We start from the raw sequence: 24504 nt of genomic DNA, 5'->3' as shown, positions 1-24504 counted from the left end.
AAGCCAGGAGTGAGGGGCGACGCTTCTTCGCTCCCGAACTGAAAGAAAAGGACATGGGGACCGGGGAGTTTCAATGCCAGCCCGTCAGGCGGGAGGCAATGTCGTTGGAAAAGGCCAAAGCCATCATCAGCACCAGGACCAGCGCGCCGACGCGCTGAAGTTGCCGCTGCCACCATTCCGAGACCGGGCGGCCGCTCAGACCCTCGAAAAGATGATACATGAGGTGCCCGCCGTCGAGCATGGGCAGCGGCAGCAGGTTCAGGATCGCCAGGCTCATGGAGATCTTGGCGAGGAAGTCGAGGTAGGGCACGAGGCCGGCCTTGGCCGATTGGCCAGCCGCATCGGCAATCGCGATCGGTCCGCCGAGGTTCTTCAGCGACGCCTCGCCGATCAGCATGCGACCCAGCAGGCGCACCGTCGTCGCGGCCATGTCCCAGCTCTGCTGGACGCCCTGCCACAGCCCGTCGAGCAGGCCGCGACGGACGAAGACGCGCTCGGGCGCCGCACCGAATCCGATGCCCAGGCGCGCCACGCGGCGCTGGCCTTCGTCGGCCATCACCGGCGTCGCCTGGACTTCGACCACCTGGCCGCTGCGCTCGACGCGCAGCGCCAGCGGACGCGGCTGGTCGCCATCGTGTGCGCGCCGGACGGTCTGCTGCAGGTAGCCGAAATCGGGCACGGTCTGGCCGTCGATGGACAGCACGCGGTCGCCGGTGCGCAGGCCCGCAGCAGCGCCGGCGCTGCCGGGCTGGACCTGGCCGATGAGCGGCTGGACATGCGGCGCCAAACCGATGTCGTTGAACAGTTGCGCGTCAGGCGCGCGGCCGGACAGCCGCTCGGTCTCCAGCTTCACGCTGCGCGAGCCGTGCCCCCCCTCGCCGCTGACGCTCAGGTACAGCGGCTCGCCCAGCGCCTGGGCGCGTGCCACGGCGGACTGCAGGTCGAGCAGCGACTGCACGTCATCCCAGCGCTGGCCGTCGTCAGACACGGCGTTCACCGTGTCTGCGGCGCGAATGCCGGCGCGCTCGGCCAGCGACCCGGCCGGCGGCGTGCCCAGCACCGCCTTCGGCACCTCACTGCCCAGCCATGCGACAGCGGCGAACAACACGATGGCCAGCAACCAGTTGGCCGCCGGACCGGCCGCGACGATGGCGGCGCGCTGGCGCAGCGGGCGCTGGTTGAAGGCCTGGGCGCGCTCGTGCGGCGCCACGGCACCCTCACGCTCGTCCAGCATGCGCACGTAGCCGCCTAGCGGCAGCGCGCTCAGCGTGAACTCGGTGCCATCTCGACCCACGCGGCGCCACAGCACCTTGCCAAAGCCGATGGAGAAGCGCAGCACCCTGACGCCGCAGGCACGCGCCACGCGGTAGTGCCCCCACTCGTGGATGGCGATCAGCAGGGCCAGGGCGGCCAGGAAGGCAAGCAGTGTCGTCACAGCAATTCGCGCGCGTGGGCCCGGGTACGGGTGTCAAGGTCGAGCAGCGCATCGATGCTTGCGCAGTCACCGGGCTGAACGTCGGCCAGGCATTGCGAGTTGACCGCATGGATGCGGTCAAAGCGCAGGCGACCTTGCAGGAAGGCGTCGACCGCGACCTCGTTGGCCGCGTTCAGCACAGTGGTGCTGCCTTCCGGCGCGCGCAGCGCCTGCCAGGACAGGTGCAGGCCGGGGAAGCGAATCGCGTCGGCCTCCTCGAACGTGAGATTGGGCGTGGTCAGCAGGTCCAACCGGCTGGCGCCGGACGTGATGCGCTCGGGGAAGGACAGGCCGTAGGCGATGGGCACGCGCATGTCGGGCGTGCCGAGCTGCGCAAGGACCGACTGGTCGCGGCAGACCACCATCGAATGGATGATGCTCTGCGGGTGGATCAGCACCTTGATTTGCTCGGGCGCGAGGTTGAACAGCCAGCGCGCCTCGATGACCTCCAGCGCCTTGTTCATCATGGTCGCGGAGTCGACCGAGATCTTGCGGCCCATGACCCAGTTGGGATGGGCGCAGGCCTGATCGGGCGTCACATCGGCCAGCGTCTGCGGGTCGCGGCTGCGGAAAGGGCCGCCCGAGGCTGTCAGCACGATGTGGTCGATGCGCTGGTTCCAGGTGGTGCGGTCCTCGGGCAGGCACTGAAAGATGGCGGAGTGCTCACTGTCGATAGGCAGCAGCGTTGCGCCGCCCTGCTCCACCGCCTGCATGAACAGCGCACCGCCGACGACGATGGCCTCCTTGTTGGCCAGCAGCAGCCGCTTGCCGGCCCGTGCCGCGGCGATGGCCGGCGCGAGGCCGGCGGCCCCCACGATGGCGGCCATCACGGTATCGACCTCCGGGTGCGCGGCGATCTCGGCCAGCGCGGCGGCGCCGTCCAGCACCTCGGTGGTGCTGCCGGCCTCGCGCAGGCGCTCGCGCAGACGGGCGGCGGCGGCGCGCTCGGGCATCACGGCGAAGCGCGGCTGCCACTGCAGGCACTGGGCCTGCAACTCGTCCACGCGGCTCATTGCGCTGAGCGCCACGACTTCATAGCGCTCGGGGTGGCGCGAAAGCACGTCCAGCGTGTTGACACCGATGGAGCCGGTCGAGCCGAGGACGCAGACGCGTTGGCGATTCATGAAAGGGAACTCAGTGGCTGATCAGCGCGAGCGCCAGCGGGAACACCGGCAGCAGCGCGTCGATGCGGTCCAGCACGCCGCCATGGCCCGGCAGCAGGTTGCTGCTGTCCTTGGCTCCAGCCGCGCGCTTGACGAGGGATTCGAAAAGGTCGCCGACGACGCTCATCGCGCCGAGGAACATCAGGGCCAGCAGCGACACCCAGCCATGGCGCTGCACCAGCAGGGTGTAGAGGCTGGGTGAGTCGACGGCCAGCTGCACGTCGATGACATGCACCCACACGAAGCCCAGCAGGATGACGCCGGCGATGCCGCCCCAGACACCCTCCCAGCTCTTGCCGGGACTGATGGCGGGCGCCAGCTTGCGCTTGCCGAACGCGCGTCCGCAGAAGTAAGCGGCGACGTCGGCCATCCACACGAGGCAGAACACCGACAGGATGAAGTTGATGCCGATCACCTTGGCCTGCACGATGGCCAGCCACGCGCCCCACAGCAATACGGCGCCCAGTGCCAGTCGAGCACCGCGCGACAGCTGCGGCCAGCCCGTCGGGCCAGCACGCAGCGCATACGCGCCGCCCAGCACCCAGACACCCGTGGCCAGCAGCCAGATCCACGCCGGCGGCGCATGCAGGCCGCCCAGCACCAGCGTCCAGACGCAGGCCAGCGCCAGCGCCACGCCGGCGGCGACGGCACCGCTGCCGGGCAGGCCGTTCAGGCGCGACCATTCCCAGCCCGCAGCGCCGATCATCAGCACGCTGACCCAGGCGAACGGCCACGGCGACGACTGGAACAGCACCGGCAGCAGGATGGCCAGCAGCACGAGGGCGGTGAGGATGCGGGTCTTCAGCATGGCAGGCTCATCCGCAGTCCTCAGGCCGCCGCGGGCGCTTCCTTGACGCCGCCAAAGCGGCGGTCGCGCGCATGGAATGCCGCGATGGCCGCATCCAGCTCGCGCGCGCCGAACTCTGGCCACAGGCAGTCAGAGAACACGAACTCGGTGTAAGCGACCTGCCACAGCAGGAAGTTGCTGATGCGCACCTCACCGCCGGTGCGGATGAACAGGTCGGGGTCGGGCACATGGCTCATCGCCATGAACTCCGACAGACTGGCCTCAGTCAGTTCGCTGGCCGGCACACCCGCTTCCATGGCCTTGCGACAGGCCTGCACGATGTCCCAGCGACCGCCGTAATTGAAGGCGACGTTCAGCGTCAGCTTGGTGTTGTGCGCAGTGTTGGCCTCGGCCTCGTCCCAGGCGTGGCGCAGCTTGGGCGACACCGCCTCGCGGTCGCCCACGACGCGGATGCGCACGCCCATTGCGCCCATCTTGGCCAGATAGCGGCTGACGGCAGCCAGCACCAGGCCCATCAGGCCGGACACCTCGTCGTCCGAGCGCTTCCAGTTCTCGCTGGAGAACGCGAAGACGGTCAGGTGCTCGATGTCACGATCGATGCAGGCCTGGACGGTGCGCACGACCGCCTCGACGCCGGCCTTGTGGCCAAAGAAGCGCGGCAGGAAGCGCTTCTTGGCCCAGCGGCCGTTGCCATCCATGACGATGGCGACGTGCCGCGGCGGCGCGGGACGGTCCTGCATCACGCTGGAGGACGCGCTAAAGACGGCGCTCAAACCGCGAGGATCTCGGCTTCCTTGGCCGAGATCAGCTTGTCGATCTCGTTGATCACGCGGTCGGTGAGCTTCTGCACTTCGTCGAGGCTGCGACGCTCGTCGTCCTCGCCGATTTCCTTGTCCTTCAACAGCTTCTTGGCCTGCTCGTTCGCGTCGCGGCGCAGGTTGCGCACCGCCACCTTGGCGTCCTCGCCCGCGTTGCGCACGACTTTGGTCAGGTCACGGCGGCGCTCTTCGGTCAGCGGCGGCATCGGCACCCGGATCAGGTCGCCCTGCGACGCCGGGTTCAGACCCAGGTCGCTTTCGCGGATGGCCTTCTCGATCTTGGCGCCCATGCCCTTTTCCCAGGGCTGGACGGAGATGGTGCGGGCGTCCAGCAGCGTGACGTTGGCCACCTGGCTAATGGGCACCATGGAGCCGTAGTAGTCGACGCTGACCTGGTCCAGGATGCCGGGGTGGGCGCGACCGGTGCGGATCTTGTGCAGGTCGCCCTTCAGCGACTCGATCGACTTGGCCATCTTGGCCTCGGCGTTCTTCTTGATGTCGGCAGTGCTCATGATCGATACCTATGAATTTGCGGGACATACCGCTCGCGCGTCCGCGAGCAGTCCGGTCCCCAACTGACTCGTCTTAAACGTGCACCAGCGTGCCCTCGTCCTCGCCCTGCACGACGCGCTTCAGCGCGCCAGCCTTGAAGATGGAGAACACCTTGATCGGCAGCTTCTGGTCGCGGCACAGCGCGAAGGCTGCACCGTCCATGACCTGCAGATTGCGCGCGATGGCCTCGTCGAAGCTGATGCGCGCGTAGCGCGTGGCGCTCGGGTCCTTCTTGGGGTCAGCCGTGTAGACGCCGTCGACCTTGGTGGCCTTCAGCACGATCTCGGCGCCAATCTCGGCACCGCGCAGCGCAGCGGCCGTGTCGGTCGTGAAGAACGGGTTGCCAGTCCCAGCGGCGAACACGACGACCTTGCCCTCCTCGAGGTACTGAAGCGCCTTTGGGCGCACGTAGGGTTCAACGACCTGCTCGATGGCGATGGCCGACATGACTCGGGCGATCATGCCTTCCTGGCGCATCGTGTCGGCCAGGGCCAGCGAGTTCATCACGGTGGCCAGCATGCCCATGTAGTCGGCGGTCGCGCGATCCATGCCGACCGAGCCGCCGGCGACGCCGCGGAAGATATTGCCGCCGCCGATGACGACCGCGACTTCAACACCCATCTGCGTGACTTCGCGGACTTCCTGCACCATGCGGACGATGGTCGCGCGGTTGATGCCGTAGGCGTCGTCACCCATCAGGGCTTCGCCGGAGAGTTTGAGCAGGATGCGCTTGTACGCGGGCATGGTGTCCTCAAAAATCGGGGGGCTTGTCGTGGCCCGGAAGTTTAAAGGGCGCCAACTTGGCGCCCCTTCATTTCGTTCTATTTCGCAAGCGTCTTTACTGACCCTTGGCAGCCGCCACCTGGGCAGCCACCTCGGCAGCGAAGTCATCGACCTTCTTCTCGATGCCTTCACCGACCACGTAGAGCGTGAAGCCCTTGATCGTCGTGTTGGCCGACTTCAGGTAGGCAGCCACGGTCTGCTTGCCGTCGGCAGCCTTCACGAAGACCTGGTCCAGCAGCGAGACTTCCTTCAGGAACTTCTGCACCGAGCCTTCAACCATCTTGGCGACGATGTCGGCCGGCTTGCCGGATTCGGCAGCCTTCTCGGTGGCGATCTTGCGCTCCTTGGCGACCAGATCGGCCGAGACATCGGCGCTAGACAGGGCCGCCGGCTTCATGGCGGCCACGTGCATGGCGACGTCCTTGGCGGCGACATCGTCACCTTCGAACTCGACCATCACGCCGATGCGGGTGCCGTGCAGATAGGACGCCAGCTTGGCGCCGGTGTAGCGCTGGAAGCGGCGGATCGACATGTTCTCGCCAATCTTGCCGATCAGGCCCTTGCGCACGTCTTCCACGGTCGGGCCGAAGCCTTCTTGCGACAGCGGCAGGGCCGACAGCGCGGCAACGTCAGCCGGGTTCTGTTCAGCCACAAGGCCGGCCAGGGCGTTGACGAAAGCCAGGAAGGCGTCGTTCTTCGAGACGAAGTCGGTCTCGCAGTTCACTTCGATCAGGGCGCCGTTGCCGCCGACCACGGCCGAGGCAACGATGCCTTCTGCGGTGACGCGGGAGGCGGCCTTGCCAGCCTTGTTGCCGAGCTTAACGCGCAGGATTTCTTCCGCACGGACCAGATCGCCGTCAGCCTCGGTCAGTGCCTTCTTGCACTCCATCATCGGGGCGTCGGTGCGGGCACGCAGTTCGCCCACCATGCTTGCAGTGATTGCAGCCATTTCTATCTCCAGATTTCAGTTGGCAAAAGGGGCCTCGCGGCCCCTTTCAGATGCAGGATCGGAAGGGGCTCACGCCTCTTCGGAAACCTCGACGAACTCGTCGCCAGCGGGGGCGACGGCAGCCAGAACCTCGTTCGTGGCGTTGGCCTTGCCTTCCAGCACGGCGTCGGCAACGGCACGGGCGTACAGCGCCACGGCCTTGGCCGAGTCGTCATTGCCGGGGATGACGTAGTCGATGCCGATGGGCGAGTGGTTCGTGTCCACCACGCCAATGACGGGGATGCCCAGCTTCTTGGCTTCGGCGACGGCGATCTTGTGATAGCCGACGTCGATGACGAAGATGGCGTCGGGCAGCGCGGTCATGTCCTGGATGCCGCCGATGTTCTTCTCCAGCTTGGCGATGTCGCGCTGGAACAGCAGGGCTTCCTTCTTGATCGCGGGCTGCGTGCCGGCGTCAACCTGGGCCTGCATGTCCTTCAGGTTCTTCAGCGAGGTCTTGACCGTCTTGAAGTTGGTCATCATGCCGCCCAACCAACGCGAGTCGACATAGGGCATGCCGGCGCGCTGCGCTTCGGCGGCGATGAATTCGCGGGCCTGGCGCTTGGTGCCGATCATCAGGATCGTGCCGCGCTTGGCAGCCAGCGATCGGATGAACTTCATCGCATCGTTGAACGCGGGCAGCGTCTTCTCGAGGTTGATGATGTGAATCTTGTTGCGATGGCCGTAGATATACGGGGCCATCTTGGGATTCCAGAAGCGGGTTTGGTGACCGAAATGGACGCCGGCTTCCAGCATCTCGCGCATCGTGACAGACATGGGTCTTACTCCGAAGGTTGTGTCTAAAATCCGGCCCGAATTGCGTTGCAGCGTCTGGAAACAGGAGTTTCGAGTCCGCCGCAAGCCGCAACACCTTTGCGTGGCCGGTTTGCGATTTGTTGCAACGAGTGGGCGCTGAAGTCCTCAGCCACACACCCCTCACAACTGTTTTTGCCTCGGGCGGCAGCTCAAACGGCTGACCCCTCCGGCAAAACCCGCAGAGTATACACATTTCATGGCCGCCTTCCGCCGCCGCGCCCCGGCGCCCGCTCCGATTTCCTGCCTGAAGGCGCACGCCTGCCAGGTGTCCGCGTGAGCCGCTGCGTCGCCGTGGTGGGCGCCGGCCTCGCGGGCGTGACGACCGCCTACGAGCTGGCGCTCGCCGGCTTCGAGGTGCATGTCTTCGAGCGCGGAGGCAGCGTCGCCGAGCAGGCCAGCTTTGCCGGCAGCGCCCTGCTGCTGCCGTTCGTGCCCGGCCTGGCCGAGTCGGCCTCGTCGGCGCCGCTGAGCTGGCGCTGGCGCCGCTGGCGAGCCAACCGGCGCACCAGCGATGCACCGGCCACGCTGGCCGCCCTGAGCCAGCTGGGCCTGGCCCGCACCGCCGAGTTGCGCCATACGCTGGGGCTGGACGACGAGACCACCGAGGGCCTGCTGGTTGCGCTGGTCGACGCCAAGCGCGTGGCCGCCATCGAAGCGCAGCTGGAAGGCTGGACCGCACTCGGCCTGCGGCCCGAATTGCTGGACGCCGATGCCGCGCGCCAGCGCGAGCCCGGCCTGAATGCCGACGCCCAGCTGGCCGGCGCGCTCGCACTGGCCCATGGCGGCGCCGGCAATGCGCGGCTGTTCGCGCAGCAGTTGCGCCAGCAGGCACAACGCCTGGGAGCGCGCTTTCGCTTCCACACGACGGTGCGGGCCATCACGCCAGACGGCGCCGGGCTGACGCTGCGCCACGAGCACACGCCGCCGGCCGACGCGCCCACGCGAGCGGCCGACCGCGAGGCCGGCGACACGCAGCCGCATCCTGCCGGCCCGCAGGACGAGCGCTTCAATGCGGTCGTGCTGTGCAACGGCCTGGATGCGCCGGCGCTGCTGGGCCGGCGCCTGCCCCTGGCCGCCATGCACGAGGCGTCGGTCACCGCGCCCATCCGCCTGTTGGAAGCCCACCCGGAACTAGGCCCCAAGGCCGGCTGGGTGGACCCGGCCCGCGGCATCGCCATTGCCCGCACGGGCCAGCGCGTGCGCGTGACGGGAGGGCTGGCCATCACGGGCGCGCAGGACAAGGTCGCCCCCGACTTCGAAGCATTGCACCGCGACCTGCAGCACTGGTTCCCGGGCTCGGTGTTGCACCAGCAGGTGCAGCAGGGCCAGAGCCGCCGGGCGCTGGCCGCCGACGGCCTGCCGCTGCTGGGGGCCAGCGGAAGCGCCGGCATCTGGCTCAACCTGTCCCCCGGCAGCCAGGGTTGGGGCCTGGCCTGTGGCGCCGCGCAGGTGCTGGCAACGCAGATGGCCGGACAGACACCCGCGCTCGATCTCTCCGCGCTCGGCCCGCAGCGGCTGACCTAAGCTCGCGGGCATGCACGCGCTGCTGCCCACGACCACCACACTGCCGCTGTTCGACGTAGCCGCCAGCCGGCGCATCGAGGCGCGCGCCCTTGCCCATTCGCCCGACCTGATGGCTCGGGCCGGCCTGTCCATCGCCAAGCTGGCGTTGGCATTGCGGCGCGACGAGGGCCCGGTCTGGGTGGCCTGCGGCCCGGGCAACAACGGCGGCGACGGGCGCGTTGCGGCGCAGCGGCTGGCCGAAGCGGGCATCGCGGTCCACCTCAGCCATAGCCCTCCCGAGCGCCCGGCGCTGGTCATCGATGCGCTGCTGGGGCTGGGCTTGAACCGCGCACCAGCCCCGGAGTTGCTGGCCACGATGGCAGCGATGCAGGCCTGCGGCGCGGCCATCCTCGCCGTCGACCTGCCCAGCGGGCTGCTGGGCGACACCGGCCAGCCGGCCGGCGAGCGCGCCGTGCGCGCCGACCACACGCTGCAGTTGCTGACGCTGAAGCCCGGCCTGTTCACCGGTGAAGGCCGCGCGCATGGTGGCCGGCTGTGGTTCGACGACCTGGGCATCACGCCGGACGAGGCGGCGAGCGCCGACCTGCTCGGCCCCGCGGCGGCGCCAGCACGCAGCCAGACCAGCCACAAGGGCAGCCACGGCCAAGTGCTGGTCGTGGGTGGCGCGCCAGGCACGCAGGGCGCGGCACGGCTGGCAGCCCGGACGGCGCTCGCCTGCGGCGCCGGGCGCGTCTACGTGGACTTGCTTGACCTCTCCGCCGACGAAGCCGCCGACCCCGGCCAGCCGGAGCTGATGCGCGGCACCGCAGCCGAACTCCCGCAGGCGGTTGGTGTCATCGGCTGCGGCGCCGGCGCGGCGATCTCAGATGCACTGCCCGCGCTGCTGCAACGGCTGCCGCGCCTGGTGATCGACGCCGACGCATTGAACGCCATCGCGGCCGACGCCTCGCTGCAGGCGCTGCTGTGCGCCCGCGCACCGGCCAGCACGCTGCTGACACCGCACCCGCTGGAGGCCGCACGGCTGTTGGGCTGCGACACCGTCAGCCTGCAGGCCGACCGCCTCGCTGCGGCGCAGGCGCTGGCAGAACGCTTCAGCTGCACCGTCGTGCTGAAGGGCTCGGGCAGCGTCATCGCGTCGCGCGGCGAGCGACCGGCCATTTGCGCCAGCGGCGGGCCGGCGCTGGCCACCGCCGGCAGCGGCGACGTGCTGGCAGGCTGGCTCGGCGGCCTGTGGGCGCAGCAGCCCGGCGCGCCCGCGCACCGCATCGCCTGTGCCGGTGTCGATGCGCATGGTCGCGCCGGTGAAGCCGGCGGCGTGCGGCGCGCCGGCGACCTCATCTCGCAGCTCGCCCCGTCGCGCTGAGCGCGCTGCTCAGCGGCGCTTGCGCGTCGGCGGCTTCGCTGCCGTCTTCTTGGCGGCCTTGGTGGCGGCGCGCTTGGCGGCCTGCTGCGCGGCCTTCACCGGGTGCAGGCCGGCAATGACTTCCTTGCGGCTCTTCTTCACATCGCGGTCGGCCTGGCGAACATCTTCCAGCGTCTCGACGGCTGTCTTGGGCGCGCGCTTCTTGGCCGGCGTCTTGCCGGCCGATTTGCCGCTGGACTTGGTCGCCGCGCCGCGGCTCACCGACCGCAGCTCTTCGCCATCGCGCACAAGCCTAAAGTCGATGCGCCGGCCGTCCAGGTCCACGCGGCTGACCTGGACCTGCACGCGCGCACCGGTGGCGTAGCGGATGCCGGTGCGCTCGCCGCGCAGCTCCTGGCGCACGTCGTCGAAGCGGAAGTACTCGCCGCCCAGTTCGGTGATGTGCACCAGGCCTTCGACGTACAGCGCATCCAGTTGCACGAACAAGCCGAACGAGGTGACGGCCGACACGGTGCCGGCGAACTCCTCGCCGAGGCGGTCGCGCATGTAGCGACACTTCAGCCAGGCCTCGACGTCACGGCTGGCCTCATCCGCGCGGCGTTCATTGGCGCTGCAATGCGCGCCGACGACCTCCCAGCGCTCGGCTTCGTTGCGCGCGTCCGCCGGGTTGGGCGGCGGCGGGCGGCCCGGGCGCTTGGGTGCCTGCGGCACGTTCATCTTGGCGGCGTCCAGTGGGTACTTCTTGTTCGCCAGCAGCGCCTTGATGACGCGGTGCACCAGCAGGTCCGGGTAGCGCCGGATGGGGCTCGTGAAGTGCGTGTACGCTGGGTAGGCGAGGCCGAAGTGGCCGGAGTTAGTACCGGTGTAGATGGCCTGCTGCATGGAGCGCAGCAGCATCTGGTGGATCTGCTGCGCGTCCGGACGGTCCTTGGTGGCCTGCGCGATCTGCTGGAACTCACGCGGCGTCGGATCGTCGGAGACACCCATGCCGATGCCCAGTGAGCGCAGGTAGTTCTGCAGCGTCGTACGCTTCTCGGGTGTCGGGCCTTCATGCACGCGGAACAGCGCGTGGTGCTTGTTGGTCTGGATGAAGTCTGCCGAGCAGGTGTTGGCGGCCAGCATGGCCTCCTCGATCAACCGGTGCGCGTCGTTGCGGGTGCGCGGGATGATCTTCTCGATGCGGCCGTTGTCGTCGCAGACGATCTGCGTCTCGGTAGTCTCGAAGTCGATGGCGCCGCGCCGGCCGCGCTCGGCCAGCAGCGCGCGGTAGACCTCGTGCAGGTGCAGCAGGTGCGGCACCAGCTCGCGGCGCTTGGCGGCCTCGGGGCCATGCGTGTTGCCCAGGATGGCCGCGACCTCGGTGTAAGTGAAGCGCGCGTGCGAGCAGATGACGGCCGGGTAGAACTGGTAGGCGATGACGGTGCCGTCGCTGGACACGAGCATGTCGCAGACCATGCTGAGCCGGTCTTCGTAGGGGTTCAGCGAGCACAGGCCGTTGGACAGCTTCTCCGGCAGCATCGGGATGACGCGGCGCGGGAAGTAGACCGACGTGGCACGCTCGTAGGCATCGGCGTCCAGCGGCTCGCCGGGTTTCACGTAGTGCGACACGTCGGCGATGGCGACCAGCAGGCGCCAGCCCTCGATGGCTTTCTTGCCGCGACCCTGCTTGAAGGGTTCGCAGTAGACGGCGTCGTCGAAGTCGCGCGCGTCCTCGCCGTCGATGGTGACCAGCGGCACATCCCGCAGGTCGACGCGCTGCTTCAGGTCGGCGGCGCGGAGCTTCTCGGGCAGCTTGGCGGACTGCGCCAGCGTCTCAGGGCTGAAGCGGTGCGGCACGTCGTACTTGCGCACGGCGATCTCGATCTCCATGCCGGGGTCGTCGATCTCTCCCAACACTTCAACCACACGGCCGACCGGCTGCGAGTACAGCGACGGCGGCTCAGTCAACTCGACGGCGACGACCTGGCCTGCGGCCGCATTGGCGATGCCGTTTTTGGGGATCAGGATGTCCTGCCCCATGCGCCGGTCCTCGGGCGCCACCAGCCAGATGCCGGACTCCAGCAACAGCCGGCCGATGAGGGGTCGCTTCTTGCGCTCGAGGATCTCCAGCACCTTGCCTTCGGGACGGCCGCGCTTGTCGAAGCGCACCACGCGTACGCGCAGGCGGTCGCCGTGCATGACGGCGTGGGTCTCCTGCGACGAGAGGTAGATATCGGCCGAGCCGTCATCGGGGATCAGGAAGCCGTGGCCATCGCGATGGCCTTGCAGCGTGCCTTCGACCTCGCCGAGCAATCCGGCGCTGTCGGTGTTGGAGGTGTGATTTGCGTTTTTCAAGTCTTTTATGCTATAGTCCGCGCTTTCCTGAAACGGCCCAGGACTTCACCAGAAGTTCTGAGCACCTTGCCCAGGTGGCGGAATTGGTAGACGCACTAGTTTCAGGTACTAGCGGGTAACTCCGTGGAGGTTCGAGTCCTCTCCTGGGCACCAAAACAAGAAACGAAAAGGCCGACGCGAAAGCGCCGGCCTTTTTGCTTTGGTCCCGCAGAACAGGCCTTCAGAGGCTGCGAGTGCGGCGCCCGAATCCACGTGCGCCGGCTTCGATGGGCACCTCAGCGATTCCAGCCTTGCGCCCATCTTCATGTTCAAACGACGAACTTCTTCGCCAGGGCCTCGGGCCCCATGCCGTCGTATTCCTCGAACGGCTGGTGGATCCATGGCGAGGTTTCCAGCATCTCGCAGTAGTAGTCCGGCGTGTAGGCCGACACTTGCTTGGTCCAGATGACGGCCGAGCGCAGCTCGGTGATGGAAGGCATGCCGCGCAGGCGCTCGACGACGGCCTTCAGCGTGACACCGGAGTCCGCCAGATCGTCCACCAACAGCACGCGGCCCGCCAGTTCGCCCTTGGGCATGGTGATGTACTTGGCCATGTCCAGGCGGCCCTGGATGGTGCCGGCCTCGGCGCGGTAGGAGCTGGTGGACATGATGCCCAGCGGCTTGTCGAACACGCGTGACAGCACGTCGCCCGGACGCATGCCGCCACGGGCCAGGCACAGGATCTGGTCGAACTCCCAGCCCGAGGCGTGCACTTTCAGCGCCAGGCGCTCGGTCAGCAGGTGGTACTCGTCCCAGGACACGTAGAGATGTTTGCCGTCGTCGGTCAACATGGTGGTGTTGTCTCCGTGGTGTGATGGTGATCAGGCGGGTTACGCCGAATAGGGATGGCGCAGCACGATGGTGTGCTCTCGGTCGGGGCCGGTGGAGACCATGTCGATGGGCGCACCGATGACCTCTTCCACGCGCCTCAGGTAGGCGCGCGCATTCGCCGGCAGCGCGTCCAGCGATGTCGCGCCGAAGGTGGTTTCGGTCCAGCCGGGGAAGGTCTCGAAGACGGGCGTGCAGGCCTCGATCTCGTCGGCGTCCAGCGGCAGGATGTCGAGCTGTCTGCCATCCAGCTCGTATCCCACGCACATCTTGATCTCGGCGAGGCCGTCCAGCACGTCCAGCTTGGTCAGGCACAGCCCCGTGATGCCGTTGATGATGATGGAGCGCTTCAGCGCGGCGGCGTCCAGCCAGCCGCAGCGGCGCGCGCGGCCGGTGACGGTGCCGCGCTCCTGGCCCACGGTGGACAGGTGATAGCCCACGGTGCCCGGCTGCTCCCAGTCCAGCTCGGTCGGAAACGGGCCCGATCCCACGCGAGTCGTGTATGCCTTGGTGATTCCCAGCATGTAGTGCAGCATCTGCGGGCCCACGCCCGCGCCGGCGGCGGCGTTTCCAGCCACGCAGTTGCTGGACGTGACGTAGGGATAGGTGCCGTGGTCGATGTCCAGCAGCGTGCCCTGCGCGCCTTCGAACAGGATGTTGGCGCCGGCCTTGCTGGCCTTGTGAATCATGTAGCCCACGTCGGCCAGCATCGGCTTGATCTGCTCGGCCATCTTCATGGCCTGCTCGAAGATGGGCTCGAAGGCCAGTTCCTCGCCCTTCAGATAGCCCGTCAGCGCGAAGTTGTGCAGCTCCAGCAGCTCGCGCAGCTTCTTGGCAAAGCGCTCGGGGTGCTTCAGATCCTGCGCGCGCAGCGCGCGGCGGGCCACCTTGTCTTCGTAGGCCGGGCCGATGCCCTTGCCCGTCGTGCCGATCTTGCCGCTGCCACTGGTCTCGCGCTGCGCCTCGCGCGCCTTGTCGACGGCCACGTGAAACGGCAGGATCAGCGGGCAGGATTCGCTGATGAACAGGCGCGAACGCACCTCGACACCGGCCTTCTCCAGACGCTCGATCTCGGACAGCAGGTGCGTCGGGTCCAGCACCACGCCGTTGCCGATGTAGCAGGCCACACCGTCGCGCATGATGCCGCTGGGGATCAGTTGCAGCGCCGTCTTGACGCCCTTGATGACCAGCGTGTGGCCGGCGTTGTGACCCCCCTGGAAACGCACGACGCCTTGCGCGTGGTCCGTCATCCAGTCGACCACCTTGCCCTTGCCCTCGTCACCCCACTGGGTGCCGACGACGACCACATTGCGTCCGCGCGCGGTTTGGCTCATGTTCATTGCCTGTCTTGCTTGAAATGGGAATGTGGGCGCCGCGCCTTACAGCGTGCGGACGACCCAGCCAGCGTGCTCGCGAACCAGTTCGCGGTCACAGTCGAATTCATCGGCCTCGTGCTCATGGCCCGGCAGCACGCAGGCCACCGTCTCGCCTTGCTCGCGCAGCGCACGCACGGCCTGCCGCAGCGAGGCGTCCTCGCCCCACGGCGCACGCACCGCGGCGCGCAGCGGCGTCGGCGTGACCAGCGCCACCAGCGTCTTCAGGTCCAGGCTGAAGCCCACGGCCGGGCGGCGGCGCCCGAAGGCGGCCCCGACTTCGTCGTAGCGCCCACCGCGCAGCACGGCGTCCGAGCAGCCCCGGGCATAAGCCGCGAAGCGGATGCCCGTGTAGTAGGCGTAGCCCTGCAGGTCGGCCAGGTCGAAGCCCAGGCTGATCTCGGGATGCACAGCCGCCAGATGACCGGCCAGCCACTCCAGGTCGGCCAACGCCGCCTTTACAAGCGGGTGTTCGGGCAGGCGGCGCGCGGCCTCGGCAAGCACCTCGCGGCCACCGTAAAGGCTGGGGAGCGCCAGCAGCGCCTCGCGCGCGGTGGTGGGCATGTCGGCGGTCAGCGCCGCCAACTGGGCCATGTCCTTGGCCGCCAGCGCGGCCGTCAGCGCATCCAGCGCGTCGGCCGACAGCTTGATGCCGTCCAGCACGGCCTGCAGCAGCCGCGCATCGCCCAGATCCAGCATGACGTGCGACAGGCCTGCCCGGCGCAGCGCATCCAGCGCGAGATCATGCACCTCCAGGTCGGCCTCCAGGCCCGCGTGACCGTAGATCTCGACGCCGAACTGCAGCGGCTCGCGGCTGGTGTTGAGGCCGTCGGGCCGCGTGTGCACAACGGGGCCGCAGTAGCACAGGCGCGTCACGCCGCGGCGGTTCAGCAGGTGGGCATCGATGCGGGCAACCTGCGGCGTCGTATCGGCACGCAGGCCCAGAGAGCGGCCAGACAGCTGGTCGACCAGCTTGAACAGCTTGATCTCGGAACCCGAACCCGTGCCGGACAGCAGCGAGTCGAGGTGCTCCAGCAACGGCGGAATGACCAGCTCGCAGCCGTAGCTGCGGGCCATGTCGAGCAGCTCTCTACGCAGCTCTTCGATGCGGCGTGCCTGCGAAGGCAGGACATCGGCGATGTGCTCGGGCAGCAGCCAAGCAGAGGACATGGGCGCAGGCTAGGCGGTTAAAAACGGCATTGTACCTATGCCCTTCCCGCCCGAGCCTTGAGATCAGCGCAACCAGAGCAGCCCCAAGGTACCCGACGCGATGCTGACCAAGCCTATGAAACGGATCTGCCCGTCGCTCATCGTCAGAATGCGGCTGAAGGCCTCGCGCCAACGGGTCGGGCTGATGAAGGGCATCAGCCCCTCCAGCACCAACACCAACGCGCAAGCCGTCAGCAGTTCGGTCACTTGCCCGCGCCGGGGCCGCGCATGGCCTTGAAGAAGTCGCTGCTCGGGTCGACCACCATCACGTCGCTCTTCTTGCTGAAGCTGGCCCGGTAGGCATCCAGCTGGCGGTAGAACTGCGCGAACTGCGGGTCGCGGCCGAACGCATCGGCATACAGCGCCGACGCCTTCGCGTCGCCCTCGCCCTTGACCTTCTGCGCGTCGCGGTAGGCCTCGGACACGATGACCTCGCGCTGGCGGTCGGCATCGGCGCGGATCTTCTCGCCTTCGGCCGCGCCGGTGGAGCGCGCCTCGTTGGCGACACGCTTGCGCTCGGACTCCATGCGGCGATAGACCGAGTCGGTGATGTTGGACGCGAAGTCCACGCGCTTGATGCGCACATCCACGACCTCGATGCCGAACTGCTTGGCCTCATCGGCCAGACGCGCGCGCACGTCTTGCATGACCTTCTCGCGCTCGGTCGCCAGAACGGCGAGCACGGTGCGCTTGGTCACCTCTTCGTTGAAGGCGGCCTGAACGATGGGCGACAGGCGGTTCTCGATGTTGCGCAGGTCGGAGCCGTTGTTGCGGATGAACTGGCGCGGCTCGACGATGCGCCACTTGATGAGCCAGTCGATGACCAGGCTCTTCTTCTCGGCAGTAAAGATCGGGCGCGATTCGGGGCTGTCCAGCGTCTGCACGCGGCGGTCCAGCATGACCACGTTCTGCAGCGGCGGCGGCATCTTGAACTTCAGGCCCGGTTCGGTGATGACTTCCTTGATCTCACCGAGCGCGTAGACGGCGGCGAACTGGCGCTGGTCGACGATGAAGAGCGTCGACGACAGCAGCATCAGCACAACAAGGGCGCCAGCAACGATGGCGGCAATACGGTTCATGGCTTGGGTCCTCGATCAGCGGCCGTCACGGCTGCGCTGGTTGTCGCGACTGCGCGGGTCGTTCGAGCCCGGCAGTGTCTGCGCCTCCGGCAGCAGCGCACTGGGCTGCGGCTGGGACACCGTCACGCTGCCACTGCTGCCCTGCTGCAGCAGCTTGTCCAGCGGCAGGTACAGCATGTTGGAGCCGCTCTTGCTGTCCACCATAACCTTGCTGACGTTGCTGTAGACCTGCTGCATCGCGTCGGTGTACAGGCGGTCGCGCGTGACCTGCGGCGCCTTCTGGTACTCGGCCAGCACGCTCTTGAAGCGCTGTGCATCGCCCTCGGCGGTGGCGATGACGCGGGCCTTGTAGCCCTCGGCCTGCTCGCGCAGCTTCGCGGCCTCACCCTGCGCCTGCGGGACGATCTGATTGGCGTAGGCCTCGGCCTCGTTCTTGATCTGCTCGCGGTTCTGGCCTGCCTTGAACGCGTCGTCGAACGCGGCCTGCACCTGCTCGGGCGCCTGCACGCTCTGCACGTTGACGTTCTTGACTTGGATGCCGGCCTTGAGCCGGTCCAGCTGCGTCTGGATGGACTTGACCAGATCGGTGGCGATGGCATCGCGCTGTTCGTACAGCACGGAGTCCATCTTGCTCTTGCCGACGATCTCGCGCACGGCCGACTCCGCCGCCAGCGTGACCGCGTCGCGCGGCTGCACGTTCTCGTACAGGAAGTCGCGCGCGTCCTTGATCGTGTATTGCACCGTGAAGCGGATGTCCACGATGTTCTCGTCCTGCGTCAGCATGGACGAGTCGCGCAGACCGGTGGCAGCGACGACGGAGTTGCGGCCCACCTCCACCTGCTGCAGCTGCGTGACCGAGACCACCTCGTGCTGCTGAAACGGATACGGCAGGCGCCACTGGAAGCCAGCCTCGACGGTCTTGCTGTACTTGCCGAAGGCCGTGATGACGCCCTGCTGGCCTTCCTGCACGATGAAGAAGCCACTGGCCAGCCAGCCCAGCACGACCACGCCGGCGATCAGGCCAATACCGATGCCGGCCCCCTTCATGTCGGGCGCGCCGCCACCGCTGCTGCCGCTGTCTCCGCCGGTTGGGCCTCCGTTGCGACCACCGAACATGCCGGAGAGCTTGCGGTTGAAGTCACGCCAGAGCTCGTCGAGGTCGGGCGGGCCGTCGTTGCGGCCGTTATTCAGCAAGCGCCCGGCGGCACGGGCTACCGGCGTCATCAGACGCTGGACCCATGGGCTGCGGGACGGAATTTGGGAAGTGCTGCTCATGCCTGGGAAGGGTCTGAGGATGGAGGCTCGACTTCAAGAGCCGAGGCGTCGAAACGTGGGTCGCGTTCTTCGTAAGTCAAGGGCTCGGCCTTCATGGCCTGCGCAATCAATTCCCGCAGCTCGCCCAGGCCCGTGCCGTCCACCGCGCTGACGAACACGCGCGGCGTGGGCTCACCGGCCGCGTCATTGCGCAGCAGCGCATCGACGGCGACACGCGGGCGCTGGTCTTCGGGCAGCAGATCCTGCTTGTTGTAGACCAGGATCTGCGGCACGCCGCCGGCGCCGATTTCTTCCAGCACGCGCTCAACCTCGGTCATCTGCTCGTCCAGCACGGGGCTAGCGGCATCGACGACGTGCAGCAGCAGATCGGCGTCGGCCGCCTCCTGCAGGGTCGCGCGGAAGGCCTCGACCAGCTTGTGCGGCAGGTCGCGAATGAAGCCGACCGTGTCGGACAGCGAGACGCTGGCGCCGGCCTGCTCCAGGTAGAGCGAGCGCGTGGTGGTATCCAGCGTCGCGAACAGCTGGTCGGCCGCGTAGGCGCGCGCCTTGGTCAGCGCATTGAACAGCGTGCTCTTGCCCGCGTTCGTGTAGCCGACCAGCGAGACCTTGAAGACGCCGTTGCGCGACCGCGAGCGGCGCTGCGTGCTGCGCTGCTTCTGCACTTGCTTCAGGCGTTCCTTGGTCTTCTTGATGCGGTCGTCGATCATGCGACGGTCCAGCTCGATCTGCGCCTCGCCGGGGCCGCCGCGCATGCCGATGCCGCCGCTTTGCCGCTCCAGGTGGCTCCAGCGCCGCACCAGGCGCGTGGCCAGGTATTGCAGCCGCGCCAGCTCGACCTGCAGCTTGCCCTCGTGGCTCTGCGCGCGGGCGGCAAAGATCTCGAGGATCAGTGCCGTGCGGTCGGCCACCGGCACGCCCAGCACCCTCTCGAGGTTGCGCTGCTGCGCGGGCGAGATGGCCTGATCGAACAGCACCGTGTGGGCCTGATGCGCCTGCACGAGAAGCTTGATCTCATCGGCTTTGCCGGAGCCGACGAACAGCGCCGCGTCGGGCGAAGGTCGGCGGGCAATGACCTTGGCGACGGGCGTGTCGCCGGCGGACTCGGCCAGCAACGCCAGCTCGTCCAGGCTCTCGTCGAAACCCTGTTTGGCGGAGTGCCGACCGAAATCGACACCCACGAGAATGGCGCGCGCCGCCTCGGAGGGCGGCGTCGCGGTGTGGGTAGACGTTGAGGACAAGGCGGCGGGAATCAGGCGTCCGCGGGGGCGTCGCCAGCGTGGAAGTTGACCGCGCGGCCCGGCACCACGGTAGAGATGGCGTGCTTGTAGACCATCTGCGTCACCGTGTTGCGCAACAGCACGACGTATTGGTCAAAGGATTCGATATGGCCCTGGAGCTTGATGCCGTTGACCAGGTAGATCGAGACGGGCACATGCTCTTTGCGGAGCAGGTTCAAAAAGGGGTCCTGCAAAAGTTGGCCTTTGTTGCTCATCGGTATGCTCCGAGTTTTCGGGAAGGTGGGGTACGGGTTGGACCTTAACACAGGGTTTTGCCGCACCCGGACATGACCCTAGGTCTTTTCGTCGAAGGGATTCTTCGAGGAACGCAGCTCTATCTTCAGCGGCGTGCCGACCAGCTTGTAGTGGGCACGGATGCGTCCTTCGAGGTAGCGCTTGTAGACCTCGGTGACGCCGTCCAGCGCATTGCCGTGGATGACGACGATGGGTGGGTTCTGGCCACCCTGGTGGGCGTAGCGCATCTTGGGCCGCGACACGCCCGAGCGCTTGGGCTGCTGGTGTTCCACGGCCTCCTGGATGAGGCGGGTCAGCACCGGCGTCGTCATCTTGCGGTAGGCAGACGCGTAGGCATCTGCCATGGCATTCCACAGCGCCGACAGCCCTGTGCGCTTCAGCGCCGAGATGTGGTGCATGGGCGCGAACTTCAGGAAGGCCAGCCGCTGCTCGATCTGGCGCTGCAGCGTCTCGCGCTGATAGCTGTCGACGGCATCCCACTTGTTGCAGGCCAGCACGACGGCGCGGCCGCTGTCGAGGATATAGCCGGCGATGTGGGCGTCCTGGTCGGTCACGCCCTGCGTGGCGTCCAGCAGCAGCAGCACGACATGGGCGTCGGCGATGGCCTGCAGCGTCTTGACGACCGAGAACTTTTCGATGGCCTCGAACACTTTCCCCTTGCGGCGCAGGCCGGCGGTGTCGATGAGCTTGAACTTCTGGCCATTGCGCTCGAAGTCCACCGAGATCGCGTCGCGCGTGGTGCCCGGCATGTCGAAGGCGACGAGGCGCTCTTCGCCGAGCCAGGTGTTGATTAGCGTGCTCTTGCCGACGTTGGGGCGGCCTGCCACGGCGAGGCGGATGACGCCATCCTGCTGCGGGCCGGCACCGAACTCTTCGCTGGCATCCTCGAAGGGCTCCAAAACGGCGTCCAGCAGGCTGCGGATGCCTTGACCGTGCGCCGACGAAATCGGGTGCGGGTCGCCCATGCCGAGCTCGTGGAACTCGTTCATCAACGGCGACTCGCTCATACCCTCGGCCTTGTTGACGGCCAAGTGCACACGTTTGTTGACGCTGCGCAGATAGCGGGCGATATCGCTGTCGTGGGCCGACAGGCCCAGGCGGATGTCGACGACGAAGATGACCGCATCGGCCTCGGCGACGGCCTGCTTCGTCTGCTTGGCCATCTCCTTGACGATGCCGGTGGAGCTGTCCGGCTCGAAGCCGCCGGTGTCGATAACGATGAACTCGCGGTCGCCCAGGCGGCCGTCGCCGTAGTGGCGGTCGCGCGTCAGGCCGGCGAAGTCGGCCACGATGGCATCGCGCGACTTCGTCAGGCGGTTGAACAGCGTCGACTTGCCCACGTTGGGGCGGCCGACCAGGGCAATCACAGGTTTCATTTCGTCGGTTTCACTCGGCCTTGATGGCGAACAGCCCGCCACCCTTGGTGACGAACAAGGCGGTATCGCCCAGCAGCGCCGTCGCGACAACGGGCGAGCCATCGGTGGTCAGGCGCGAGCGGGTCTTGCCGGTATCACGGTCCAGCAGGTGGACGTAGCCCTCGTAGTCGCCAATCAGCACCTGCTTGTTCAGGACCACCGGCACCGACAGCTTGCGCAGCTGGAACTGGTCGGCCGACCAGGCCAGGTCGCCATTGGCGAGCTTCCAGGCCGACAGGCGGTCCGATGCATCGCCGGCGACGACGACCTGGTCGTCCGCGCCGATGCCGTTGGTGCCGCCCACGACACGGTTCCACAGCGCGCTGCCGCGCTCGGCGTTGACGCAGCCCACGGCCGACTGGAAGGCGCGTGCGCAGATCGCTTCACCCTGGCGCACCGCCGGGCCGACCAGGTCGGCCAGACGCTCGACCTCATTGGTGCCGCGCGGCGTGGCGATGCTGGCCTCCCAGCGCAGCTGGCCCAGCAGCGGATCGACACCCGCCAATCGCGAGCCCTGGCCCACGATGAGCGTGTCCTTGTAAGCCGTCAGCACGCCGGCCTTGGACAACGTCAGCGGGTCGCCGGGGCGGCGCAGTTCCCAGATCTTGCGGCCGTCCAGCGCATCGAAGGCGATGACCTGGCGGTCCAGCGTCAGCGCGAAGACGCGCTCGCCCGCCACCAGCGGCGCAGCCACGACGGGGGTCGGCAGGGCCTTCTTCCAAGTCACGCGGCCGGCGTCCAGCACCACCAGTTCGTTGTCTCGGTTGACGACCGCCGCGAAGCGGCCGTCGCTGCCGACGCCTGCCAGCAGCTTGCCGCCAGCATTGCCACGCCACAGCTCGCGACCGTCGGCCGCAGCCAGCGCGCGCAAGGAACCGTCGCTGCCGGCAACCACGAAGCTGTCGCCCGGCGTCGCGACGCTGAGCGGGAAGGCGATGCCGTCACCCTTGCCGCTCCAGACCACGCGGCCGGTCGCAGGACCGGACAGCGTCTCCAGCTTTGCAGGCTGGGTCTTGGCGTCGCCAAACCAGGAGTTCCACGTCGAGCTGATCGTGGAGCAGCCCGACAGCGACGTCGCCGCCAGGGCGATCAGCGAGATCTGGACAAGGCGCTTCATTGCGCGGCTCCGGTGGTTTCGACGGCAGCGGGCACACCCAGCGTCGACAACTTGGCCTCGACGATGCGGCGGTAGTCCTGCTCCTTGGGCAGGCCGGCCAGCGACTTCTGGTACTGCGCCTTGGCTTCGTCGCGCTTGCCTTGCAGCAGCAGCGCGTCACCGCGGCGGTCCGCCACCAGCGCCTCAAAGTCCTTGGACTTGATCGCGTCCAGCGTCTTGCCGGCTTCGTCGTAGGCCTTGGAATCCAGTTGCAGGCCGGCCAGGCGCAAGCGGGCCAGGTCGCGGTAGGAGGCCTCGGAGCCATGTTCGGCGACCCAGGCGAGGCTCTGCTTGGCCTCGTCGGTCTTGCCCTTCTCCAGCTGCAGCTTGGCAGCCTGCAGGCCGGCCTGGGCCGCGAAGCCGGTGCCGCCGAAACGCGCCTTCAGGTCGCCCGCCGCGGCGGCGGCCTTGTCGGCATCCTGCGCGGCGAGCGCGCGGTCGAACTCGGCGTACATCGCGCCGGCCTGGGCGGCCTGGTCGCGCTGGTACCAGTTCCAGCCCTGCCAGCCCGCGTACGCGGCCAGCACGGCGGTGATCACCCAGGTGATGAGGCCGCCCCAGCGCTTCCAGAACGCCTTGAGCTGGTCGAGTTGTTCTTGTTCTTCGAGGTCGAGATGGGATGCCATGGAAAAAGGACAGCTGTGCGGGCAGGGCCCGGGATTATGCGGTGCGCAGTTCGGTGGCCCAGGCGGCCACGTCGGCTAGGGCGCGGGTGACTTGCTCGGCGCCGTCACGAAGCGGCTTCACCGCCACTTCGCCGCGCGCCAGCTCATCGCCGCCGAAGACCAGCGCGTAGCAGGCGCCAGAGCCGTCCGCCTTCTTGAACTGCGACTTGAACGAGCCGCCGCCGGCGTGCATCTGCACTTTGACCCCGGCAGCGCGCAGCGCCTCCAGCGTGGGCAGGATGCGCGGGAGGTCGGCCGGCTCGGGCACGACGGCGTAGACGTCGGGCGCGGCAGTGGACGCTTGCAGGTTCAGCGTCTCCAGCAGCAACAGCAGGCGCTCCAGGCCCATACCGAAGCCCACGCCCGGCGTGGGCTTGCCGCCCAGTTGCTCGACGAGGCCGTCGTAGCGGCCACCGGCGCAGACGGTGCCTTGCGAGCCGAGCTTGGTCGTCACCCACTCGAACACGGTCAGGTTGTAGTAGTCCAGCCCGCGCACCAGGCGCGGGTTGATGCGGTAGGCCAGGCCGACCGAATCCAGCAACGCCTTCACGCCGTTGAAGTGGGCCAGCGAGGCTTCACCGAGAAAATCCAGCAGCTTCGGCGCGCCTTCGGCCATGGCCTGCATCGCCGGGTTCTTGGTGTCCAGCACGCGCAGCGGGTTGCTGTACATGCGGGCCTTGGCTTCCTCGTCCAGCACGTCCTGGTGCTGCTCCAGATGGGCGATCAGCGCCTCGCGGTGAGCGCGGCGCTCGTCCGGCTGGCCAAGGCAGTTGATCTCCAGCGAGACGTCCTCGCCTTCCTTCAGGCCCAGCTCGCGCCACAGCGTGCGCGCCAGCAGGATGACCTCGGCGTCCACGTCCGGGCCGGCGAAGCCCAGCGCCTCGATGCCCATCTGATGGAACTGGCGGTAACGGCCCTTCTGCGGCTTCTCGCGGCGGAACATCGGGCCGACGTAGTAGAGCCGGCGCGGGCTGTCGCGCAGGTAGCTGTGCTCGATCATGGCGCGCACGACGCCGGCCGTGCCCTCGGGACGCAGCGCCAGGTGCTCGGCCTGACCGTGCTTGTCGGCGCGGTCTTCGAAGGCGTACATCTCCTTCTCGACGATGTCCGTCACTTCGCCGATGCCGCGCACGAACAGCGCCGTCGGCTCGACGATGGGCACGCGCACATTCTGGTAGCCGTAGCGCGCCAGCACGCTGCGCATCGTCGCTTCCAACGCCTCCCAGCGCGCCGACTCCGGCGGCAGGATGTCGTTCATGCCCTTCACCGCTTGCAGCGGCTGGACTTTCTTGGTCTCGCTCATGGGATCC

Annotated in this window: 23 protein-coding genes and 1 tRNA gene; 3 read left to right on the top strand and 21 right to left on the bottom strand. The window is 67.8% G+C overall.

Annotated elements, in window-relative coordinates; genetic code table 11:
• Positions 1 to 70: 70 nt before the first annotated feature.
• From rseP to rpsB, 8 genes are all read right to left on the bottom strand, one after another.
• Positions 71 to 1435 carry an RIP metalloprotease RseP gene (gene rseP, locus ACG02S_RS12315; RefSeq protein WP_394470761.1) on the bottom strand — a complete coding sequence of 455 codons (1365 nt, stop codon included), beginning with the start codon at positions 1433 to 1435 and terminating at the stop codon, positions 71 to 73.
• The gene (gene ispC, locus ACG02S_RS12310; RefSeq protein WP_394470760.1) at positions 1432 to 2598 is read right to left on the bottom strand and encodes a 1-deoxy-D-xylulose-5-phosphate reductoisomerase; all 1167 of its coding nucleotides are present in this window, start codon (positions 2596 to 2598) and stop codon (positions 1432 to 1434) included. The genes rseP and ispC overlap by 4 nt, the downstream gene beginning before the upstream one ends.
• Before the next feature lie 10 nt (positions 2599 to 2608).
• On the bottom strand, positions 2609 to 3445 hold the full coding sequence (locus ACG02S_RS12305; protein ID WP_394470759.1) for a phosphatidate cytidylyltransferase: 837 nt from the start codon (positions 3443 to 3445) through the stop codon (positions 2609 to 2611).
• A 20-nt stretch (positions 3446 to 3465) separates the two neighbouring features.
• Complete coding sequence (gene uppS, locus ACG02S_RS12300; RefSeq protein WP_394471138.1) at positions 3466 to 4185, bottom strand: polyprenyl diphosphate synthase; 720 nt, start codon at positions 4183 to 4185, stop codon at positions 3466 to 3468.
• A gap of 29 nt (positions 4186 to 4214) precedes the next feature.
• Positions 4215 to 4775: a ribosome recycling factor gene (frr, locus tag ACG02S_RS12295; protein WP_394470758.1), complete on the bottom strand. Its 561-nt coding sequence runs from the start codon at positions 4773 to 4775 to the stop codon at positions 4215 to 4217.
• Between the two features lie 73 nt (positions 4776 to 4848).
• On the bottom strand, positions 4849 to 5559 hold the full coding sequence (gene pyrH, locus ACG02S_RS12290) for a UMP kinase (RefSeq protein ID WP_394470757.1): 711 nt from the start codon (positions 5557 to 5559) through the stop codon (positions 4849 to 4851).
• Between the two features lie 94 nt (positions 5560 to 5653).
• On the bottom strand, positions 5654 to 6547 hold the full coding sequence (gene tsf / locus ACG02S_RS12285) for a translation elongation factor Ts (RefSeq protein WP_394470756.1): 894 nt from the start codon (positions 6545 to 6547) through the stop codon (positions 5654 to 5656).
• Positions 6548 to 6616: 69 nt separating this feature from the next.
• A complete protein-coding gene (gene rpsB, locus ACG02S_RS12280; protein ID WP_394470755.1) occupies positions 6617 to 7363 on the bottom strand; it encodes a 30S ribosomal protein S2 in 747 nt (248 codons plus the stop codon).
• Positions 7364 to 7675: 312 nt separating this feature from the next.
• Between rpsB and ACG02S_RS12275 the strand changes: the two genes are divergently transcribed.
• Complete coding sequence (locus ACG02S_RS12275; protein WP_394470754.1) at positions 7676 to 8926, top strand: NAD(P)/FAD-dependent oxidoreductase; 1251 nt, start codon at positions 7676 to 7678, stop codon at positions 8924 to 8926.
• A gap of 10 nt (positions 8927 to 8936) precedes the next feature.
• On the top strand, positions 8937 to 10289 hold the full coding sequence (locus ACG02S_RS12270; RefSeq protein WP_394470753.1) for an NAD(P)H-hydrate dehydratase: 1353 nt from the start codon (positions 8937 to 8939) through the stop codon (positions 10287 to 10289).
• 9 nt (positions 10290 to 10298) lie between these two features.
• Here the strand turns inward: ACG02S_RS12270 and rnr are convergent, their stop codons facing one another.
• A complete protein-coding gene (gene rnr / locus ACG02S_RS12265; protein ID WP_394470752.1) occupies positions 10299 to 12623 on the bottom strand; it encodes a ribonuclease R in 2325 nt (774 codons plus the stop codon).
• Positions 12624 to 12691: 68 nt separating this feature from the next.
• On the opposite strand from rnr, the gene ACG02S_RS12260 reads away from it, so the two are divergent.
• Positions 12692 to 12776, top strand: a tRNA-Leu gene (locus tag ACG02S_RS12260).
• Positions 12777 to 12931: 155 nt separating this feature from the next.
• On the opposite strand, the gene ACG02S_RS12255 is transcribed toward ACG02S_RS12260, so the two are convergent.
• From ACG02S_RS12255 to hisS, 12 genes are all read right to left on the bottom strand, one after another.
• Positions 12932 to 13453 carry a phosphoribosyltransferase gene (locus ACG02S_RS12255; protein WP_394470751.1) on the bottom strand — a complete coding sequence of 174 codons (522 nt, stop codon included), beginning with the start codon at positions 13451 to 13453 and terminating at the stop codon, positions 12932 to 12934.
• A 39-nt stretch (positions 13454 to 13492) separates the two neighbouring features.
• Entirely contained in the window at positions 13493 to 14830 is a 1338-nt protein-coding gene (locus ACG02S_RS12250; RefSeq protein ID WP_394470750.1) for an adenylosuccinate synthase, read from the bottom strand.
• A gap of 39 nt (positions 14831 to 14869) precedes the next feature.
• On the bottom strand, positions 14870 to 16033 hold the full coding sequence (locus tag ACG02S_RS12245) for an ATP phosphoribosyltransferase regulatory subunit (RefSeq protein WP_394470749.1): 1164 nt from the start codon (positions 16031 to 16033) through the stop codon (positions 14870 to 14872).
• A gap of 63 nt (positions 16034 to 16096) precedes the next feature.
• Entirely contained in the window at positions 16097 to 16279 is a 183-nt protein-coding gene (locus ACG02S_RS12240) for a DUF2065 domain-containing protein (protein ID WP_394470748.1), read from the bottom strand.
• Complete coding sequence (gene hflC / locus ACG02S_RS12235; RefSeq protein ID WP_394470747.1) at positions 16276 to 17151, bottom strand: protease modulator HflC; 876 nt, start codon at positions 17149 to 17151, stop codon at positions 16276 to 16278. The genes ACG02S_RS12240 and hflC overlap by 4 nt, the downstream gene beginning before the upstream one ends.
• A gap of 15 nt (positions 17152 to 17166) precedes the next feature.
• Entirely contained in the window at positions 17167 to 18375 is a 1209-nt protein-coding gene (gene hflK, locus ACG02S_RS12230; protein WP_394470746.1) for an FtsH protease activity modulator HflK, read from the bottom strand.
• Positions 18376 to 18422: 47 nt separating this feature from the next.
• Positions 18423 to 19664: a GTPase HflX gene (gene hflX / locus ACG02S_RS12225; protein ID WP_394470745.1), complete on the bottom strand. Its 1242-nt coding sequence runs from the start codon at positions 19662 to 19664 to the stop codon at positions 18423 to 18425.
• 11 nt (positions 19665 to 19675) lie between these two features.
• The gene (hfq, locus tag ACG02S_RS12220; protein WP_056198163.1) at positions 19676 to 19918 is read right to left on the bottom strand and encodes an RNA chaperone Hfq; all 243 of its coding nucleotides are present in this window, start codon (positions 19916 to 19918) and stop codon (positions 19676 to 19678) included.
• 78 nt (positions 19919 to 19996) lie between these two features.
• Positions 19997 to 21334: a ribosome biogenesis GTPase Der gene (gene der, locus ACG02S_RS12215; RefSeq protein ID WP_394470744.1), complete on the bottom strand. Its 1338-nt coding sequence runs from the start codon at positions 21332 to 21334 to the stop codon at positions 19997 to 19999.
• 10 nt (positions 21335 to 21344) lie between these two features.
• Positions 21345 to 22490 (bottom strand): outer membrane protein assembly factor BamB, encoded by a 1146-nt coding sequence (locus ACG02S_RS12210; protein ID WP_394470743.1) that lies wholly within the window; start codon positions 22488 to 22490, stop codon positions 21345 to 21347.
• On the bottom strand, positions 22487 to 23155 hold the full coding sequence (locus tag ACG02S_RS12205) for a YfgM family protein (protein ID WP_394470742.1): 669 nt from the start codon (positions 23153 to 23155) through the stop codon (positions 22487 to 22489). Before ACG02S_RS12205 ends, ACG02S_RS12210 begins: the two co-directional genes overlap by 4 nt.
• Before the next feature lie 34 nt (positions 23156 to 23189).
• Positions 23190 to 24497, bottom strand: a complete 1308-nt coding sequence (hisS, locus tag ACG02S_RS12200) for a histidine--tRNA ligase (RefSeq protein WP_394470741.1) — start codon at positions 24495 to 24497, stop codon at positions 23190 to 23192.
• Positions 24498 to 24504 lie beyond the last annotated feature (7 nt).

Origin of the sequence: Pelomonas dachongensis, assembly GCF_043555865.1 — a bacterium.
Lineage (GTDB): Bacteria > Pseudomonadota > Gammaproteobacteria > Burkholderiales > Burkholderiaceae_C > Pelomonas > Pelomonas dachongensis.
The sequence above is the reverse complement of the archived record's forward strand: the minus strand, read 5'-3'. Positions and strand labels throughout refer to the sequence as shown.